Genomic DNA, 17,529 nt, shown 5'->3' with positions numbered 1-17,529 from the left:
TCTAGGTGCGCCGCGACGGCCTTCGTGACAGGGCGTCCTCGAGGTCGCCGGCCAGGACGATGCCCGCCAGCGGCGCCCCCGGAGCCACGCGCACCGGCACCGCGTCGACGCCGAGCTGCTGCATCGTCTCGGCGATGGTCGTGACCGGCTCGGACGGCGAGGCCAGGGCGACCCAGCCGCGCGGCTGGGCCCGCATCACTGCGGAGACAGGCGTGCTCGCCAGCAGTGGCTCCGGTATGCCGCGCAGCGCGTCGTCGTCGACCAGCCCGAGCTCGGCGCCGGTCGGGTCCACGATGACCACCGCGGCGCCCCCCAGCTCGCTGGTGCGCAGGGCGTAGGCGTCCTGCGCGGTGGCGGACACCGGCAGGGTGGTGACCCGGCGCCATACGGTGTCGACCATGACGCCGTTGAGGCGTCCCCGGGTGCGTCCGGCGCGCACGGCCTGCGTCGCCCCGGCCCACAGGAACGCGCTGATCATGCCGCCCCAGACCAGGTCCACGATGTCGACCGGGCGGTTCTGCACCGCCGGCCAGACCACGACGAACCCGACGAAGGCGAGGACGGTCAGGACCCGGCCGCACCACCCGGCAGCCGTGAGCCCGGCCTCGCGGCGTCCGGTGAGCTTCCAGACGAGGGCGTCCACGATGAACCCGCCGTCCAGGGGCAGCCCGGGCAGCACGTTGAACAGGGCGACGAAGGCGTTGGTCCAGGCCGTCGCCCCAAGCAGGATGTGCGCGACGCCACCGCCGGCGACGAGGTGGCTCAGCTGCCAGGCGATGACGGCCAGCACCCCGTTGGTGGCCGGGCCGACGACGGCGACCAGGGCGCTGGCCCCGGGGGTCTTGCCCGCCGACTCGTATGCCGTGTGGCCGCCCCACAGATCGGCCACCACGCGGCTGACGCGGTAGCCGAAGGCCCGGGCGACCAGGGCGTGGGCGGCCTCGTGGGCCAGCACCGACACCAGGAGCAGGAGGGCGAAGGCCGCGGCGACGAGGTAGGCGCCCGAGCCCAGGTCGGGCCGCGAGGCCTGCAGGGACGGGCCGTAGAGCACAAGGATGACGACGGCGATGATCGGCCAGGTGCGGCCGATGTAGACGGGGATGCCGGCGAGGGTCGCGATGCGCAGGCCGGGGGCGCGCTGGGGCGGCGCGGCGCCGTCGGTCGTCATGCAGCGACCCTACGTCAGCCGGTGACCGTCGGGGTCAGGGATGGCTGTGGCCCACCTGTGAGCTGAGGTGCGCGCGTCCGCCGGGCTGTCGCCGGGTTGTCGGCCGTGCGCCCTACAGTGCACCGCATGGTTGCCGCGTTGTCCCCGAGCCGCGCCTCGGACTTCATGCAGTGCCCGTTGCTCTACCGCTTCCGGGTCATCGACAAGCTGCCCGAGCCGCCGAGCGCGGCCGCGGCGCGCGGCACGCTGGTCCACTCGGTGCTGGAGCGGCTCTTCGACCTGCCCGCCCCCGAGCGGACCCTGGCCGCCGCCGCCGGCCTGGTCGCCCCGCAGTGGGAAGCACTCGTCGAGGCCGAGCCCGACCTGGCCTCGCTGGTGGACGGGACCTCGCCCGATGCGCTCGCGGCGTGGTTCGAGGAGTCGGTGGCCCTCATCGAGCGGTGGTTCACCCTGGAGGACCCGACGCGCCTGGAGCCGGCCGAGCGCGAGCTCTACGTCGAGACCGAGCTCGACGGGCTCACCCTGCGCGGCTACGTCGACCGGCTGGACGTCGCGCCGACCGGGGAGGTCCGCGTGGTCGACTACAAGACGGGCCGCTCGCCCTCCGAGCTGTTCGAGGCCAAGGCGCTGTTCCAGATGAAGTTCTACGCCCTGGTCCTGTGGCGGCTGCGGGGCGAGGTGCCGCGACTGCTGCAGCTGGTCTACCTGGGCAACTCCGAGATCGTGCGCTACTCCCCCGACGAGACCGACCTGCTCGCCACCGAGCGCAAGCTCAAGGCGCTGTGGCAGGCCATCGAGCGTGCGGCGTCGACCGGTGACTGGCGGCCCAACAAGTCGCGGCTGTGCGACTGGTGCGAGCACCGCCAGCTGTGCCCGGCGTGGGGTGGCACTCCCCCGCCGCTGCCCGAGGGTGCGACCGTGCTCGCCCTCGACCCGCGCGCGTCAGCGGCGGTCAGCCCCACCGAGGAGTGACGGCACGGCCCGACGCATCCAGTCGAGGTGCGGCGGACCGTGCCGTCCACCCTCCTCGGGGCGGAGCCTGCCGTCCAGGCTGATGTGGTCTGCCCCGGTCGGGCGACCCGGCGAGGTGTGCTCGCCTCGGGCCCGTTATCTGGCTACCGTTATGGGCATGACTTCCCCCGCAGACCGCCTGGTCGGCCGCCTCGATGCTGCTGCGGAGCAGATCTCCACCCGGGGGGCCACGAGCGCCTCCCGCTCCCGCCAGGTGAGGTGGGTCGTCGGTGAGCTGCGCCGCGCCCTCGAGCACGAGGACTTCGGGGACCTCCCCCCGGACGTGCTGTCCCTGTTCACCGCGACGGCCCTGCAGCGCTACCTGACGCTGGCCCGCGAGGGCGCCCTGCGGGTGGCGCCCTACCGGCGGACCACACCCTCCCCTGCCTCCGAGCGCGTGCGCCTGGACTGTCTGGCCCTGCTGGCGGAGGAACTGCGCCTCAAGCTGCCGGACCTGGCCCGGCCCGTGCCGCCGGTCCTGAAGGACACCGTGCCCGAGCGGCAGCAACAGCGGGTGTGGGCGCACCTTGACTCCATCTCCAGGGACCCGCGCACGACGCCCGGCCGGGTCCGCCTGCTGGCGATGGTGGGCGTGGTCCTGGACACCGGCGCCCGCGCCGGCGAGCTGTGCGCGATGCGTGTGGACGACCTGGCCCCGGACCTGTCCTCGGTGCGGTTCCACCGGCGACCACAGGCCCTGCGGGTCAACGAGCCGGCACTGGACCAGGTGGCCCTGACCGCCGGGACCCGCGTGGCCCTGCGGCGCTGGCTGGACGAACGCGAGCTGATCGTCGGCCGTCTCGAGGGCACGATGGCGGCGCTCTGGGTGTCGGTCCGGGGCAACCACGTCGAGACCTCCACCGGTCGGTCGGTGCCACGGCCGGCCGGGATGCCACTGCAGAGCCGCGGGCTGCGCCGGGCCTACGAGCGGGCCGTCGACGAGCTCAACGTCGACTTCGCCGGAACGCCCGACTGGCAACCCCTGCCGTCGCGGCTGGAGCAGCTGCGACGTGGCATACCGGTCTCCACCGAGTAGGCGGCCTGCGCTCCTCGGCGTCTGTCCCTGGAGCCCGGCTCCCCTGCCCCGGGCAGGGGCTACTCCTTCTCGCACCGGGCCCGTTATCTCAGGGGCCTCGCTTCTGGTCGTCGAACCCCGCGTACGGCTCAGGGATGCCGGGCCGCATCCGGGCCGACGGCCACAGGAAGGGTCGGCAGCCTGCCTCAGGGTGCCGACCGCCGGTCCCGGCGCGGGGGCGGCCACTGCTGCCGCAGGGTGAACCGACGCGCGGGTATGCCGGTCCGCTCCCCGGTGCGGGCCTCAGAGGAAGAGGCGGGTGAGGTCCGGCGGGGTGAGGCCCCGCAGGGACGGCAGCTGCACCGCGCCGCGATGGATCGGCACCGGCACGACGTGCGGCACGGCGATGGTGCGCACCCCGGCGGCCACGGCCGAGGCCACTCCGGTCGGCGAGTCCTCGATGGCGATGCTCTCGGCGAGCTCGACGCCCAGGGCCCGTGCCGCGGCGCGGTAGGGCTCGGGGTGCGGCTTGCCGTGCGCCACCTCGTCGCCGGTGATCACCGCCGAGAACGTCCCCGCCGGCAGCGACGCGACGAACACGTCGGCCAGGGAACGCCACGACATCGTCACGAGCGCACACGGCACGCCGTGCTCGACCAGGCCGTGCAGCAGCTCGTGTGCCCCAGGGCGCCAGGGCACGTGCTCCTTGACCCGGCGCACGACGCCGGCGAGCAGCTCCTCGATGATCTCCAACGGCGACAACGAGATCGGCGAGTGCGCGCGGATGTACTCCGCGGACACCATGAGGTCGTTGCCGACGAGCTGGTGGGCGTGCTCGTCGGTCCACACCCCGCCGTGGGCCTCGACGAGCGCGTGCTCCTCGGCGATCCAGTAGGGCTCGGTGTCGACGAGGGTGCCGTCCATGTCCCAGAGGACGGCGGCGGGCAGGTAGGGCGAAGCGGCGGAGTGGCTCATGTCGCGTTGAAGTACTTGGCTTCCGGGTGGTGGACGACGAGCGCGTCGGTGGACTGCTCGGGGTGCAGCTGCAGCTCCTCGGACAGGCTCACGCCGATCCGCGAGGGGTCGAGCAGCTCCACGAGCGTGGCCCGGTCCTCGAGGTCCGGGCAGGCCGGGTAGCCGAAGGAGTAGCGGGACCCACGGTAGGCCTGGCGCAGGATCCCGCCCAGGTCCGGGTCGTCCTCGGTGCCGAAGCCGAGCTCCTCACGCACCCGCGCGTGCCACATCTCCGCCAGCGCCTCGGTCAGCTGCACCGACAGGCCGTGCAGCTCGAGGTAGTCGCGGTAGGCGTTGCGCGAGAACAGCTCTGCGGTCGCCTCCGCCACCCTGGCGCCCATGGTGACCAGGTGGAAGGCGATGACGTCCGGCTGCCCGTCGGCCTCCCACGCCTCCTTGCTGCGGAAGAAGTCGGCCAGGCACAGCCGCCGGTCGCGCCGCTGGCGCGGGAAGCGGAACCGCGCGCGCTCCTGCCCCTCGAGCTCGCCCTCGTGGTGCAGGACGACGAGCTCGTTGCCCTCGCTGTAGCAGGGGAAGTAGCCGTAGACCACGGCCGCCTCGAGCAGGTTGTCGGTCTTGACGCGGTCCAGCCACATGCGCAGCCGCGGCCGGCCCTCGGTCTCGACCAGCTCGTCATACGACTGCCCGCTCTCGCCGCGCGAGCCCTTCAGGCCCCATTGGCCCAGGAAGGTCGCGCGCTCGTCGAGGTATGCCGCGTAGTCGGCCAGCGCGATCCCCTTGACGACCCGCGTGCCCCAGAAGGGCGGCGTGGGGATGCTGTTGTCGGTCGCCACGTCCGAGCGCGTGGTGTCGGCCAGGGCCGCGTCGTCGCTCTCCGGTGTAGCCACCTGGCGCACCCGGCGCTTGCGCAGCTCCGGCAGCGTGTCCTCCACGGACAGCTCCGGGTTGGTCTTGGCTGCCGCGACGGCGTCCATCAGGCGCAGCCCCTCGAAGGCGTCGCGGGCGTAGCGGACCTGGCCCTCGTAGACCTCGGCGAGGTCGTTCTCGACGTAGGCGCGAGTCAGGGCCGCCCCGCCGAGGAGCACCGGCCAGCGCGCCGCCAGGCCGCGGGAGTTGAGCTCCTCGAGGTTCTCCTTCATGACCACGGTGGACTTCACGAGCAGGCCGCTCATGCCGATCGCGTCGGCGTCGTGCTCCTCGGCGGCCCGGATGATCTCCGAGACCGGCTGCTTGATGCCGATGTTGACCACGTCGAAGCCGTTGTTGCTCAGGATGATGTCGACGAGGTTCTTGCCGATGTCGTGGACGTCGCCCTTGACCGTCGCCAGCACGATGCGGGCCTTGGCCTCCCGGCCACCATCGGCGGAGCCCTCGATGTGCGGCTCCAGCCAGGCCACGGCGGCCTTCATCACCTCGGCGGACTGCAGCACGAACGGCAGCTGCATCTCGCCCTTGCCGAACAGCTCACCGACCGTGCGCATGCCGGCGAGAAGGTTGTCGTTGATGACGTCGAGGGCGGTCAGCCCCTTGTCGAGGGCCGCCTGCAGGTCGGTCTCAAGGCCCTGCCGCTCGCCGTCGACGATCCGCTGCTCCAGGCGCTTCTCCAGCGGCAGCGCAGCCAGCGCGTCGGCCCGGGAGGCCTTGAGGGAGGCGGAGTCCACGCCCTCGAACAGCTCCAGCAGCCGCGCCAGCGGGTCGTAGAGCAGCTCGCTCTGGCCGGGCTCCCCCGCCCAGCGACGCCGGTCGTGGACCAGGTCGAGGGCGACCTCGCGCTGGTCCTCGGGGATGCGCGCCACCGGGATGATCTTGGCGGCGTGCACGATCGCCGAGTCCAGGCCGGCCTTGACGCACTCGTGCAGGAACACGGAGTTGAGCACCACCCGCGCGGCGGGCTTCAGGCCGAAGGAGACGTTGGAGACGCCGAGGGTCGTCTGCACGTCGGGGTAGCGCCGCTTGATCTCGCGAATGGCCTCGATCGTCTCGACCGCGTCGCGGCGGGTCTCCTCCTGACCGGTGGCGATCGGGAAGGTGAGGGTGTCGACGACGATGTCGCTGACCTGCATCCCCCACTCCCCCGTGAGCGCCTCGATCAGCCGGGTGGCCACGGCCACCTTGTGCTCGCGGGTGCGGGCCTGCCCGTCCTCGTCGATGGTCAGGGCGACGACCGCGGCGCCGTGCTCGCGCACCACCGGCATGATCCGGCGGAACCGGGAGCCCTCGCCGTCGCCGTCCTCGTAGTTGACCGAGTTGACGACCGCGCGACCGCCGAGCAGCTCGAGACCGGCCTCGACGACTGCCGGCTCGGTGGAGTCGAGCACCAGCGGCAGCGTCGAGGAGGTCGCCAGCCGGCTGACCACCGAGCGCATGTCGTCGACGCCGTCGCGCCCGACGTAGTCCACGCAGACGTCGAGCAGGTGCGCGCCGTCGCGGGTCTGCTCCCGGGCGATCTCGACGCACTCGTCCCAGCGCTGGTCGAGCATGGCCTCGCGGAAAGCCTTGGAACCATTGGCGTTCGTGCGCTCACCGATGGACAGGAACGACGCGTCCTGGCGGAACGGGACCGCCTGGTAGAGCGAGGCCACGCCCGGCTCCGGGCGCGGGCGGCGCGGGGCGAGCGGCTGCCCGCCGACGGCCTTGACGACCTGTTCGAGGTGCGCCGGCGTCGTGCCGCAACAGCCGCCCACCAGGGACAGGCCGAACTCGGCGGTGAACTGCTCGTGCGCCGCCGCGAGCTCCTGGGGCGTGAGCGGGTATGCCGCGCCCTCCTTGGTGAGCATCGGCAGGCCCGCGTTGGGCATGCAGGTGACGGGGATGCGGGCGTGCTTGGCCAGGTGGCGCAGGTGCTCGCTCATCTCGGCCGGGCCGGTGGCGCAGTTCAGGCCGATCGCGTCGATCCCCAACGGCTCGAGGGCGGTCAGGGCCGCGCCGATCTCGGAGCCCATGAGCATCGTGCCGGTCGTCTCGACGGTGACCTGCACGATGACCGGCAGGTCCTCGCCGGCGGCCTTGAGCGCCCGCCTGGCGCCGATGACCGCGGCCTTGGCCTGCAAGAGGTCCTGACTGGTCTCGATGAGGATGACGTCAGCGCCGCCGTCGACGAGCCCGCGTGCCTGCTCGGCATACGCATCGCGCAGCGTCGCGAAGGGGACGTGGCCCAGGGAGGGCAGCTTGGTGCCCGGCCCCACCGAGCCGATGGCGAAGCGCGGGTGCTCGGGCGTCGACCACGCGGCGACAGCCTGGGCCGCGATCCGCGCGCCGGCCTCGGCCAGCTCGTAGATGCGGTCCTGGATGTCGTACTCGCCGAGGTTGCCCAGGTTGGCGCCGAAGGTGTTGGTCTCGACCGCGTCGACACCGACCTCGAGGTAGGCGTCGTGGACGCTGCGCACGATGTCGGGGCGGGTGACGTTGAGGACCTCGTTGCACCCCTCGTGGCCCTCGAAGTCCTCGAGGCTCGGGTCGGCGGCCTGGAGCATCGTGCCCATGGCGCCGTCGGCGACGAGGACGCGCTCGGAGAGGGCCTTGCGGAAGAGGTCGGAGCGGCTGCTCAATGTGGTGGACCTTCGCACTCGGGGAACCGGCCCCGAGTCTATCGGCGGGGCGCATGCCCGCCGGTTGGGCATTCCGTAGTCTGGTCAGACCACACACTGCGTGTGGCGCACGCCACGACCAGGTGCAGGCGCACCGACAGGAGGCCACCGGTGATCGAGCTCGAGGACGTCCCGGAGCTGCGCGACCCGGTCATGATCGCCGCGTTCGAGGGCTGGAACGACGCCGGCGAGGCCGCGACGGCTGCCATCGAGCACCTCGCCGAGGTCTGGAACGCCGAGCCGGTCGCCGCGATCGACCCCGAGGACTACTACGACTTCCAGGTCAACCGGCCCCGCGTGGTCCTGGAGGACGGCCAACGCCGGATCAGCTGGCCGACCACCCGCATCCTCCTGGCGACGTCGACCTCGATGGACCGCGACGTGATCCTCGTCCAGGGCATCGAGCCGTCGACGCGCTGGCGCAGCTTCACCATCGAGCTGCTCGAGTTCGCCCAGCAGATGGGTGTCGGCACCTTCATCACGGTTGGCGCGCTGCTGGCGGACGTGCCGCACACCCGGCCGATCCCGATCACGGTGACCTCCGACCACGAGGACGTCATCCACCGCTTCGACCTCGAGCCGAGCAAGTACGAAGGTCCGACCGGCATCGTGGGCGTCCTCGCCGACGCCGCGACCCAGGCCGGGCTGCCCTCACTGTCCGTGTGGGCCGCGGTGCCGCACTACGCCGGCGGCACCCCCTCCCCCAAGGCCACGCTCGGCCTGGTCTCCCGGATCGAGGAGCTGCTCGACACCACGCTCCCCCACGGTGACCTGTCCGACCAGGCCCGGGCCTGGGAGCACGGTGTCGACGAGCTCGCCGAGTCCGACGACGAGGTCGCGGAGTACGTCCAGTCCCTGGAGCAGGCCCAGGACACCGCCGAGCTGCCCGAGGCCTCCGGTGAGGCCATCGCCCGCGAGTTCGAGCGCTACCTGCGCCGGCGAGGGGACGAGCCCCCGGCCGGCTGAGCCCTGCCGGCGCCGGACCTCGTCGCGGGCCGACGCCTGCCCCTGGCCTCCGCTCTGGTCCGTGCGTCGGGAGGCGCCGGACCCTGTGAAACGTCCGAAATCACCCCCCTGTGGCACACACCATCTGCCACCATCGTCCCAACCGCACCAAACAGGGGGAAATGCCACGTGGCCCGGCGCCGTCCAACCCGCTCCACCACCGTTGTCACCATCGTCGCCGCCGCACTGACGCTGCTGCCCGGAGCCGGCCTGGCATCGGCCACCCCGGCCGCCCGGGCGAGCAGCGGGGGCGACCGGTCCGCCCTCGTGCGCGAGCTCCTCTCGCGCACCCGTGGACAGGCCCGTATCGCGCACGACCAGCGCAGCGGACGGGTCACCTTCGTCGGCGCCGGGAAGGCGCGCGTGGTCACGCGTCCCTCCGACGTGCCGGCGACGGGCTCCGCGGACGCGGCGGCCCGCGCATACCTGCGCCACCTCGCCCCGCTGACCGGCGTCGCCGAGCAGGCGGTGCGCTCCCCCGAGGTCCTCGACCAGCCCTGGGGCAGCACCGTCCACTACCAGCAGACCTCCGGTGGGCTGCCGGTCTTCGGCGGCGAGGTCACCGTCTCGCTGGACCGCAGCCACCAGCTGACCGCCTACGCGGCGAGCACCTCGGACACGTCCGTGGACACCACGCCACGGGTCAGCTCGGCCGCGGCGGCGAACACCGCGACGTCCAGCCAGGCGCGGCGCCTGCACCTCCCGCTGTCCGACGTCCGGGCCTCTGCGCCGGTGCTGGCGGTCTACGACTCAAGCCTGCTCGGAACGCCCGGTCCACGCACGCAGGCGCTGGTCTGGCGCACCGAGGTCACGGCCGCGGGGCGCCCCGGCGTCCGTGAGCTGGTGCTGGTCGACGCCATCCGCGGCATCGTCACCCTGCATTTCAGCGAGGTCGACCAGGCCGAGGACCGGGCCGTCTGCGACGACGCCCTGACGCCCGACGCCGCCAAGGACGCGGAGGAGGCCCCCTGCCAGCCCGCGGACTACGTCCGGACCGAGTCGACGAACACCAGCACCAACAAGGACGTCGACGACGCCTTCGTCAACGCGGGCAAGACCTACGACTTCTACCGCCAGGTGCTCGGTCGCGACAGCGTCGACGGCGCCGGCATGCCGATCGTCTCCTCGGTCGGCTACTGCCCCGTCGGCGCCGGCCCCACCAAGGGCCAGAACTGCCTCTATGACAACGCGTTCTGGAGCGGGGCCCAGATGGTCTACGGCCAGGGTCTTCCCGTCGCGCTGGATATCGTCGGGCACGAGCTGACGCACGGAGTCACCCAGTACACCTCGGGCCTGCTGTACTACTACCAGTCCGGGGCCATCAACGAGTCGCTGTCCGACGTCATGGGCGAGCTCATCGACCAGCTCGAGGGCTCGGTGGCGCCGGCCGACCGCTGGATGATCGGCCAGGACGTCCCCGACGACTCCCGCAAGATGCGCGACCTGCGGAACATGCAGGACCCGACCTTCGTGCACGTGCCGAACCCGTCCGCGCAGGGGCCGCAGCCCGACTCGATGACCAGCAGGTACTGGTTCTCCGGCGCCACGGGGGACGGCGTCGTCGATGCCGGCGGTGTCCACGAGAACAGTGGCGTCGGCAACAAGGCCGCCTACCTCATCGCCGAGGGCACCCATCTGGAGTCCGGCAACGTGTTCAACGGCCACACCTTTACCGGGATGACCGACGACGCCGGGCTGGACGTCACCAAGACCGGCGTCCACCGCGACGAGGTGCTGGAGAAGGTCGCCAACCTCTACTACACGGTGCAGCGCATGCTGCCGATGTCGGCCACCTACGCCGACCTGGCCAACCTGCTGCCCCAGGCCTGCACCGCGCTGGTGTCGGTGGGCACCGTGCGAGGGCGGGTCTTCAACCCCGTCGACTGCACCGCCGTCCAGCAAGCCGTCGCGGCCACCCAGATGTCCCTGGCCCCGGTCGTCCCCGGCGCTGCCGCCCGACCCGCAGCCGCCATGTGCGTCAACGGCGGCCAGCCGAAGGTCACGTGGTCCGACGACTTCGAGGACCCGACGACCAGCGCCGGCAAGTGGCGCACCGCGTCCACGTCGCCGGCGGCGGCTGAGCGCAACTGGTTCACGTCTCCCCCGGACTACGGGATCTACCCCCACCAGGGCCGGGGCAACATGTGGGGCGACGACCCGAAGGGCCAGACTCGCCTGGACTCCGCGGGCAACACGATCTATACCCCGATGCTGACGACCGCCACCCTGCGCTACGGGTCGTCGAGTGACGCGTTCGTGCCCACGGTCAACACCTACCTGTGGTTCGCCCACTCCTATGCGTTCGACGAGTACGACGAGTACGACGACTACGGCAACCCCACGGGCAACCACTACACCGACGACGGCGGACGCGTGGAGTACACCACGAACCCCAATGCGAGCCTCACCAGCGAGAGCGGGTGGGTCGACGCCGGACCGCTGATGGAGGCCAACGGCTACACCGGCCCCGTGGACGCCTCCACCAGTGCCCTGCAGGGCCATGAGGCGTTCGTCGGCACGAGTGCCGGCTACACGGCGACCCGTCTGAACCTCGGCAGCCTGGCCGGCAAGTCCGTGCGCCTGCGGTTCGCGATCGGTGCCTCCGGCTACTCGCTGGGCAGCTACGGCTGGTACGTCGACGACGTCAAGCTCTACACCTGCAACGCCACAGCCCTTTCCGTGCCCAAGCCCTTCACCGTGGCCTACGGCCACACGGCAACCGTGTCGGGCGCGCTCACCGTGGCGGGGACGACGAGCTGGATCAACGGCGCCCCCGTGCTGCTCTACCAGCGCGCCCACGGCACCTCCTCGTGGGGCTCGCCCGTCAGGGTGGCCACCACGAGCCACCACGGCAACTACTCGTTCACCGGCCTGCGCCCCACGCGGAACGAGGACTACCTGGTGAGGTTCAACGACAACTCGCCCTACGCCCACACCTGGTCAGCGAGCACGGTCTACGTGGCGCCCCTGGTCTCGGTGAAGGCCAGCTCCACGTCGTTCCGGCTCGGCGGCACGGTGACCCTGTCCGGCACGGTGTCCCCCAGCCACAAGGGCCAGTACGTCTACCTCCAGCGCTACCTCGGCAACGGCCGGTGGACCACGGTCACCAGCAGGCTGCTCTCGTCCTCGAGCACCTACGCGTTGCCCTGGAAGCCCACGGCCCGCGCGGCCTACGTCCTGCGCGTGGTCAAGAACGCCGACTCCGACCACGCCGGGGCGACCAGTTCCAACGTGACCATCCACGTCAGCTGACCCGGCACGGCGAAGGCCCCGCGGTGACCGCGGGGCCTTCGTCGTGTGGAGGGTGCGTCCCGCGTCAGACGCGGATGCCGAGGAGGGCGTCGAGGGCGCGCGCCACGAGGCCGGGCGCGGCCGGGTCGTCGCCCCCGCGGGACAGCGACTCCTTGGCCCACCGGTCGACCGCAGCCACGGCGCCGGGGCCGTCGAGGTCGTCGGCGAGGCACTCGCGGAGGCGCTCGATGGTCGCCGTCGCGTCGGGGCCGGCGTTGACGGACAACGCCTCGCGCCACGTGGCCAACCGCTCCTGCGCCGCGACCAGCACCTCGTCGGACCACTCCCACTCGGTGCGGTAGTGGTGCGCGACCAGGGCGAGCCGGATGGCCATCGGGTCGACGCCCTCGGCCCGCAGCGCGGAGACGAACACCAGGTTGCCGCGCGACTTGCTCATCTTCTCGCCGTGCAGCCCGACCATCGCCTGGTGCACGTAGGCGCGCGCGAACGGCTCGGTGCCGGTGAGCCCGCTGGCCTGCACGGCCGACATCTCGTGGTGCGGGAACACCAGGTCGGTGCCGCCACCCTGCACGTCGAAGCTCATGCCGAGGTGCTCGAGGGCGATCGTGGTGCACTCGATGTGCCAGCCCGGGCGACCGTCACCGAGGTCGCCGCCCTCCCAGGACGGCTCACCTGCTCGGGCGGCCCGCCACAGCAGCGGGTCGAGGGCGTCGCGCTTGCCCGTCCGGTCGGGGTCGCCACCCCGGTCGGCGAAGACGGCCATCATCTGCTCGCGGTCCCAGGACGACACCTGGCCGAAGCCGGGCTGGGTGGACAGGTCGAAGTAGACGTCGCTCGCCCCCGGCTCGCCCTCGCCGTCGGGCACCGGCACGCGGTATGCCACGCCGTCGACGAGCAGCTTGCTCACCGACTCGACCACGGCGGGGATGCTCTCCACCGCACCGACGAAGTGGTCCGGGGGGATGACGGCCAGGGCGGTGAGGTCCTCGCGGAACAGCGCGGTCTCCTGCTCTGCCAGCTCGCGCCAGTCGACCCCGTCACGCCCGGCGCGCTCCAGCAGCGGCTCGTCGATGTCCGTGACGTTCTGCACGTAGACGACCTGGTGCCCCGCGTCCCGCAGCGCCCGGCCGAGCAGGTCGAAGGTGACGTAGGTTGCCGCGTGACCGATGTGGGTCGCGTCGTAGGGCGTGATGCCGCAGACGTACATCCGCGCCACCGGCCCGGGTGTCAGCGGACGCACCACGCCCGCAGCGGTGTCGAACACGCGCACGGGCAGGCCCGTGCCGGGGATCGCGGGCAGGGAGGGCATCGGCCAGGAGATCACCCGCGAAGCCTAACCGGCGGCCTCACAGCGGTGGCCACGGGACGGCCGGCCAACCGCCACCGGGGCGGGGGAAGCGGCCCCGCCCGAGGAGGCGGCTCACCCGTGACCGCAGCGCCTCGACCTCCTCGACCGTGAGCAGCGCCGCAAGGGCGGTCCGCACCGCGGACGAGTCGTCGGCCAGCCCGGCCGACAGGCGCCCCAGCCGCTCCAGGTCGCGCTCGGGCAGCGGCTGGCCCATCCACCCCCACAGCACGGTGCGCAGCTTGGGCTCGACGTTGAAGCTGACGCCGTGGTCGAAGCCCCAGAGGCTCCCGGCCTCCAGCCGCAGGTGCGAGCCCTTGCGGTCGGCGTTGTTGATGACCGCGTCCAGGACGGCAGTGCTGGCCAGGTCCGGACGGTCGGCGTGCACCACGACCACGGGCTCGCCCCGGTGCGACTCGCCCTCGAACACCGGCAGCCACCCCGGGCGCACCTGCGACCTCGGGACGACGTCGATGAGGGCCTCCTGCGCCGACAGGTCGGTGTCCTCCTCCGTCGGGCCGATCCACAGCTGCACCGACCCCGGCCCCAGCGGCCCCTCGCGCAGGACCGTGGGCGGGACGACTCCCCAGCCGCCGGCCTCGGAGACCACCCAGGCGGCCGTCTCGCGGCCGGCGAGCGTCCCCTCGGGGAAGTCCCACAGGGGCCGCTCGCCGCGGACGGGCTTGTACATCGCGTGCGCCGTGCGGCCCGCGTGCTCGACGGTCGTGAGCAGCGCGAGGTTGGAGGCGTCGACGAGCCGGCCCTGCACCTCGATCTCGCCGAGGGTGAGCAGCTCGAGCACCGCGGACACCTCGTCCGCGGTGCTCGGTGGCGTCAGCTCAGCGCTCAGCGCTTGTAGCCGTTCGCGCGCGGGCAGATGTGTCCGGTCAGGTCGAGCGGACCACCACAGAACGGGCACGGCGGGCGGCCGGCCGCGACCAGGGAGGCGCACCGGCGGGCGAACGCACGAGCTGCGGCGGGCGCGATCGCGACCCGCAGCATGGTCGGCTCCTCGCCCTCCGGGCCCGGAGGCGCGACGATGTCCCCCTCCTCGTCGACCTCGACCGGCTCGTCGTTGTCGTGGCACTCGAGGATGACGACCTCGCGCCCGGCGTCCCAGGCCAGGCTCATGCTGCCGACGCGGAACTCGTCCTCGATCGGGGTGTCCAGCGGGGCGTTGTCCTCGACCTCGGCCGCGACGGCCTCGGTCGCCGTGCCCCCGGCGAAGTCGTCGAGCAGGTCGTTGATGCGGTCGGCGAGCAGGCTCACCTGCTGCTTCTCCAGCGAGACGCTGACGAGGCGACGCCCCGAGCTGGCCTGGAGGAAGAAGGTGCGCTGCCCGGGCGGGCCCACGGTGCCCGCGACGAAGCGGTCGGGCGGGTCGAAGTCGATCACCGGCATGGCTCGAGCCTAGTCCGCGCCGCCCGCGCCACCGCCGACGGCGGCGTCTCCCGTCGTGTCGGGCCGTGCCTCGTCGCCGGCGCTCTCCGGCCGCGGGGGCGGGACGATCGAGCGCAGGTCGGCGCCTGCGTCGTTGACCCGCAGGACGAACGGGCGCCGCGCGGTGTAGCGCACCACCGACAGCGAAGCCGGGTCCACGACGATCCGCTGGAAGTGGTCCAGGTGCGTGCCGGCGGCATCGGCGAGGACCGACTTGATCACGTCACCGTGGGACACCAGCAGCCACAACGCATCCGGGCCGTGCGCCCGCTCCACTGCGGCGTCCACGGCGCGCACGGCCTCCACGGCGCGGTGCTGCATCTGGGCGATGGACTCCCCCGGGAAGTCCTCGCCGTCGGGGAAGCGCGCCGCGCTGGGCTGGTCCTGGACCACCCGCCACAGCGGCTCCTTGGCCAGGTCCTGCAGCCGGCTCCCGGTCCACGCCCCGTAACGGCATTCACCCAAGGCGTCCTCGACGTCCAGGGCCACCCCGTCCATGACCTCGAGCAGCTCCTTGGCGGTCTCCTGGCAGCGCTGCAACGGGCTGCTGACCAGCCGCACGACCGGCATCTCGCGCAGCCGAAGGGCCAGGTCGCGGGCCTGCTGCCTCCCGACGTCGTCCAGCCCCACCCCCGGCGTCCAGCCGGCCAGGGTCCCGCTCGCGTTGGCAGTGGTGCGCCCGTGGCGGACGAGGAGGCAGATCGGCACGCACGCCACTGTATGCCGGGTGTTCGCCTCGGTGCCCAAAGCGTGGTGACATTGCCTCGTGATCGTGGACCAGGCCGTCTACCGGGACGGCAAACGCATGCACTGTGGAGACCTCAGCGACGAGCTCGAGCTGTTGCGACGGCGTGGCGAGGGCTTCATCTGGATCGGCCTGAAAGACCCCACCGACGCCGAGTTCGCCCTCGTCAACGACGAGCTGCAGCTGCACCCCCTCGCCGTCGAGGACGCCGTCAAGGGCAACCAGCGCCCCAAGCTCGAGGTCTACGACGGGTCACTGTTCATCGTGCTGAAGACCCTGCGCTACGTCGAGGCCACCTCCGACATCGAGACCGGTGAGGTCATGCTCTTCGTGGGCGACCAGTTCGTGGTCACCGTCCGGCGCGGCGAGGCCAACCCGCTGGCCCGGGTCCGGTCCGGGCTGGAGCACTCCCCCGAGCACCTCGAGCACGGACCGCTGGCGGTGGCCTACTCGGTGATCGACTCGATCGTCGACAACTACACGGTCATCGACACCGAGCTCGAGGAGGACCTCGACCGGATCGAGCGCCAGGTGTTCTCCGGCTCCCGCGAGGTGCACGCCCCGAGCATCTACAACCTCAAGCGCGAGGTGCTGGAGTTCAAGCGCGCCAGCGTGCCGCTGGCCGAGCCGCTACGTCGTCTGGCCGAGGACGAGGAGCTGCCCGGGATGAAGGACGAGGCCCGGCCCTTCTTCCGCGACATCTCCGACCACCTGCTGCGGGTCAACGACCACGCGGAGACCTACGACCGGCTGCTCACCGACGTGCTCAACGCCCACCTGGCCCAGATCTCGGTCCAGCAGAACGACGACATGCGGCGCATCTCGGCCTGGGTCGCCATGGCCGCGGTGCCCACGATGATCGCCGGCATCTACGGCATGAACTTCGACAACATGCCCGAGCTGCACTACCGCTACAGCTATTTCATCGTGCTCGGCGTCATGGCCGTGGCCTGCCTCGGGCTGTACCGCGCGTTCCGCCGCTCCGGCTGGCTCTGAGCACTCAGGGACAGCCACCACCGGACGCATGAAACGGCTCGTTCCGAGCCCCGATACGGCGCCGGAACGGGCCGTTTCATGCGTCAAGCGCGGGTGGGGCCAAGGGCCGGGTCGGCTCAGGTGGCGCTGAGCAACCCCGCCGCCAGGATCACGATCAGCGCGGCGCCGAGGAAGATGCGGTACCAGACGAACGTCGTGATCCGGTGACCCGAGACGTAGCGCAGCAGCCAGGCGATCGAGGCGTAGGCCACGACGAACGAGACGACGATGCCGACGACGAGCTGCCCGATGCCGACCACCTTGGGGTCGACGTCCTTGAGCTCGAACAGGCCCGCCGCGGTCAGCGCCGGGATGGCCATGAAGAAGGACAGCCGGGTGGCCGTGACGCGGTCGATGCCGCGCAGCAGGCCCGCCGAGATCGTCGCACCGGAGCGGGAGACGCCCGGGATGAGGGCGAAGCACTGCACGATGCCGATGATGACGCCGTCGCGCATCGTGATCGACCCCTCGCCGCGGTGGTAGCCCTGGCGCGCGAGCTCCTTGTTGCGCACCTCGGCCACGAACATGACACCGCTCCACAGGATCAGGGCCGCGGCGACGACCCACAGGCTGCGCAGCGCACCGGTGATGAGGTCCTTCGCGAAGAAGCCCACGATGCCCACCGGCAGCGAGCCGACGATGACGGCCCAGGCCAGCCGGTAGTCGTGGTCGTCGCGCATGCGCGGGTTGCGCAGCCCGCCGAACCACGCGCCGAGCAGCCGGGCGATGTCCTTGGCGAAGTAGAGGAACGTCGCCAGGATCGCGCCCATCTGGATGATCGCCGTGTAGGCCGTGACGGCCTTGTCGTCCACGTTGAGGCCGAGCATCTTCTCGGCGATGGTCAGGTGCCCGGTCGAGGACACCGGGAGGAACTCGGTGAGCCCCTCCACGATGCCGAGGACGAGCGAGTCGAGGTAGGTCAGGTGCTCCACGGGGCCACTTTCGCGTCGG

At 72.0% G+C, this 17,529-nt stretch carries 13 protein-coding genes; 5 read left to right on the top strand and 8 right to left on the bottom strand.

Annotation, left to right across the window (positions count from 1 at the left end):
• Position 1: 1 nt before the first annotated feature.
• On the bottom strand, positions 2–1,168 hold the full coding sequence (locus ACXVGS_RS00305; protein ID WP_458532823.1) for a site-2 protease family protein: 1,167 nt from the start codon (positions 1,166–1,168) through the stop codon (positions 2–4).
• A 126-nt stretch (positions 1,169–1,294) separates the two neighbouring features.
• On the opposite strand from ACXVGS_RS00305, the gene ACXVGS_RS00300 reads away from it, so the two are divergent.
• On the top strand, positions 1,295–2,140 hold the full coding sequence (locus ACXVGS_RS00300) for a RecB family exonuclease (RefSeq protein WP_458527878.1): 846 nt from the start codon (positions 1,295–1,297) through the stop codon (positions 2,138–2,140).
• 157 nt (positions 2,141–2,297) lie between these two features.
• Positions 2,298–3,215 (top strand): hypothetical protein, encoded by a 918-nt coding sequence (locus ACXVGS_RS00295; RefSeq protein ID WP_458527879.1) that lies wholly within the window; start codon positions 2,298–2,300, stop codon positions 3,213–3,215.
• Between the two features lie 282 nt (positions 3,216–3,497).
• Here ACXVGS_RS00295 and ACXVGS_RS00290 read toward each other — a convergent pair whose 3' ends face one another.
• Positions 3,498–4,169, bottom strand: coding sequence for an HAD family hydrolase (locus ACXVGS_RS00290; RefSeq protein ID WP_458534256.1), 672 nt, complete (start codon positions 4,167–4,169; stop codon positions 3,498–3,500).
• On the bottom strand, positions 4,166–7,717 hold the full coding sequence (gene metH, locus ACXVGS_RS00285) for a methionine synthase (RefSeq protein WP_458536501.1): 3,552 nt from the start codon (positions 7,715–7,717) through the stop codon (positions 4,166–4,168). The genes ACXVGS_RS00290 and metH overlap by 4 nt, the downstream gene beginning before the upstream one ends.
• 150 nt (positions 7,718–7,867) lie before the next feature.
• On the opposite strand from metH, the gene ACXVGS_RS00280 reads away from it, so the two are divergent.
• On the top strand, positions 7,868–8,722 hold the full coding sequence (locus ACXVGS_RS00280; protein ID WP_458527882.1) for a PAC2 family protein: 855 nt from the start codon (positions 7,868–7,870) through the stop codon (positions 8,720–8,722).
• A 168-nt stretch (positions 8,723–8,890) separates the two neighbouring features.
• Positions 8,891–12,013, top strand: coding sequence for a M4 family metallopeptidase (locus ACXVGS_RS00275; protein WP_458536500.1), 3,123 nt, complete (start codon positions 8,891–8,893; stop codon positions 12,011–12,013).
• 64 nt (positions 12,014–12,077) lie between these two features.
• On the opposite strand, the gene mshC is transcribed toward ACXVGS_RS00275, so the two are convergent.
• The 4 genes from mshC to ACXVGS_RS00255 are packed head-to-tail and all read right to left on the bottom strand — an operon-like array spanning position 12,078 to position 15,506.
• Complete coding sequence (gene mshC, locus ACXVGS_RS00270; protein WP_458527884.1) at positions 12,078–13,337, bottom strand: cysteine--1-D-myo-inosityl 2-amino-2-deoxy-alpha-D-glucopyranoside ligase; 1,260 nt, start codon at positions 13,335–13,337, stop codon at positions 12,078–12,080.
• Positions 13,338–13,359: 22 nt separating this feature from the next.
• The gene (locus ACXVGS_RS00265) at positions 13,360–14,160 is read right to left on the bottom strand and encodes an SCO1664 family protein (RefSeq protein ID WP_458527885.1); all 801 of its coding nucleotides are present in this window, start codon (positions 14,158–14,160) and stop codon (positions 13,360–13,362) included.
• Between the two features lie 44 nt (positions 14,161–14,204).
• A complete protein-coding gene (locus ACXVGS_RS00260) occupies positions 14,205–14,759 on the bottom strand; it encodes a DUF3090 domain-containing protein (RefSeq protein WP_458527886.1) in 555 nt (184 codons plus the stop codon).
• A 9-nt stretch (positions 14,760–14,768) separates the two neighbouring features.
• The gene (locus ACXVGS_RS00255) at positions 14,769–15,506 is read right to left on the bottom strand and encodes an MSMEG_4193 family putative phosphomutase (RefSeq protein WP_458527887.1); all 738 of its coding nucleotides are present in this window, start codon (positions 15,504–15,506) and stop codon (positions 14,769–14,771) included.
• A gap of 58 nt (positions 15,507–15,564) precedes the next feature.
• Between ACXVGS_RS00255 and corA the strand changes: the two genes are divergently transcribed.
• Entirely contained in the window at positions 15,565–16,539 is a 975-nt protein-coding gene (corA, locus tag ACXVGS_RS00250; protein WP_458527888.1) for a magnesium/cobalt transporter CorA, read from the top strand.
• Between the two features lie 116 nt (positions 16,540–16,655).
• On the opposite strand, the gene ACXVGS_RS00245 is transcribed toward corA, so the two are convergent.
• Positions 16,656–17,510, bottom strand: a complete 855-nt coding sequence (locus tag ACXVGS_RS00245) for an undecaprenyl-diphosphate phosphatase (protein WP_458527889.1) — start codon at positions 17,508–17,510, stop codon at positions 16,656–16,658.
• Positions 17,511–17,529: the final 19 nt, after the last annotated feature.

The sequence above is a fragment of the Oryzihumus sp. genome, from assembly GCF_054325275.1.
The sequence above is the reverse complement of the archived record's forward strand: the minus strand, read 5'-3'. Positions and strand labels throughout refer to the sequence as shown.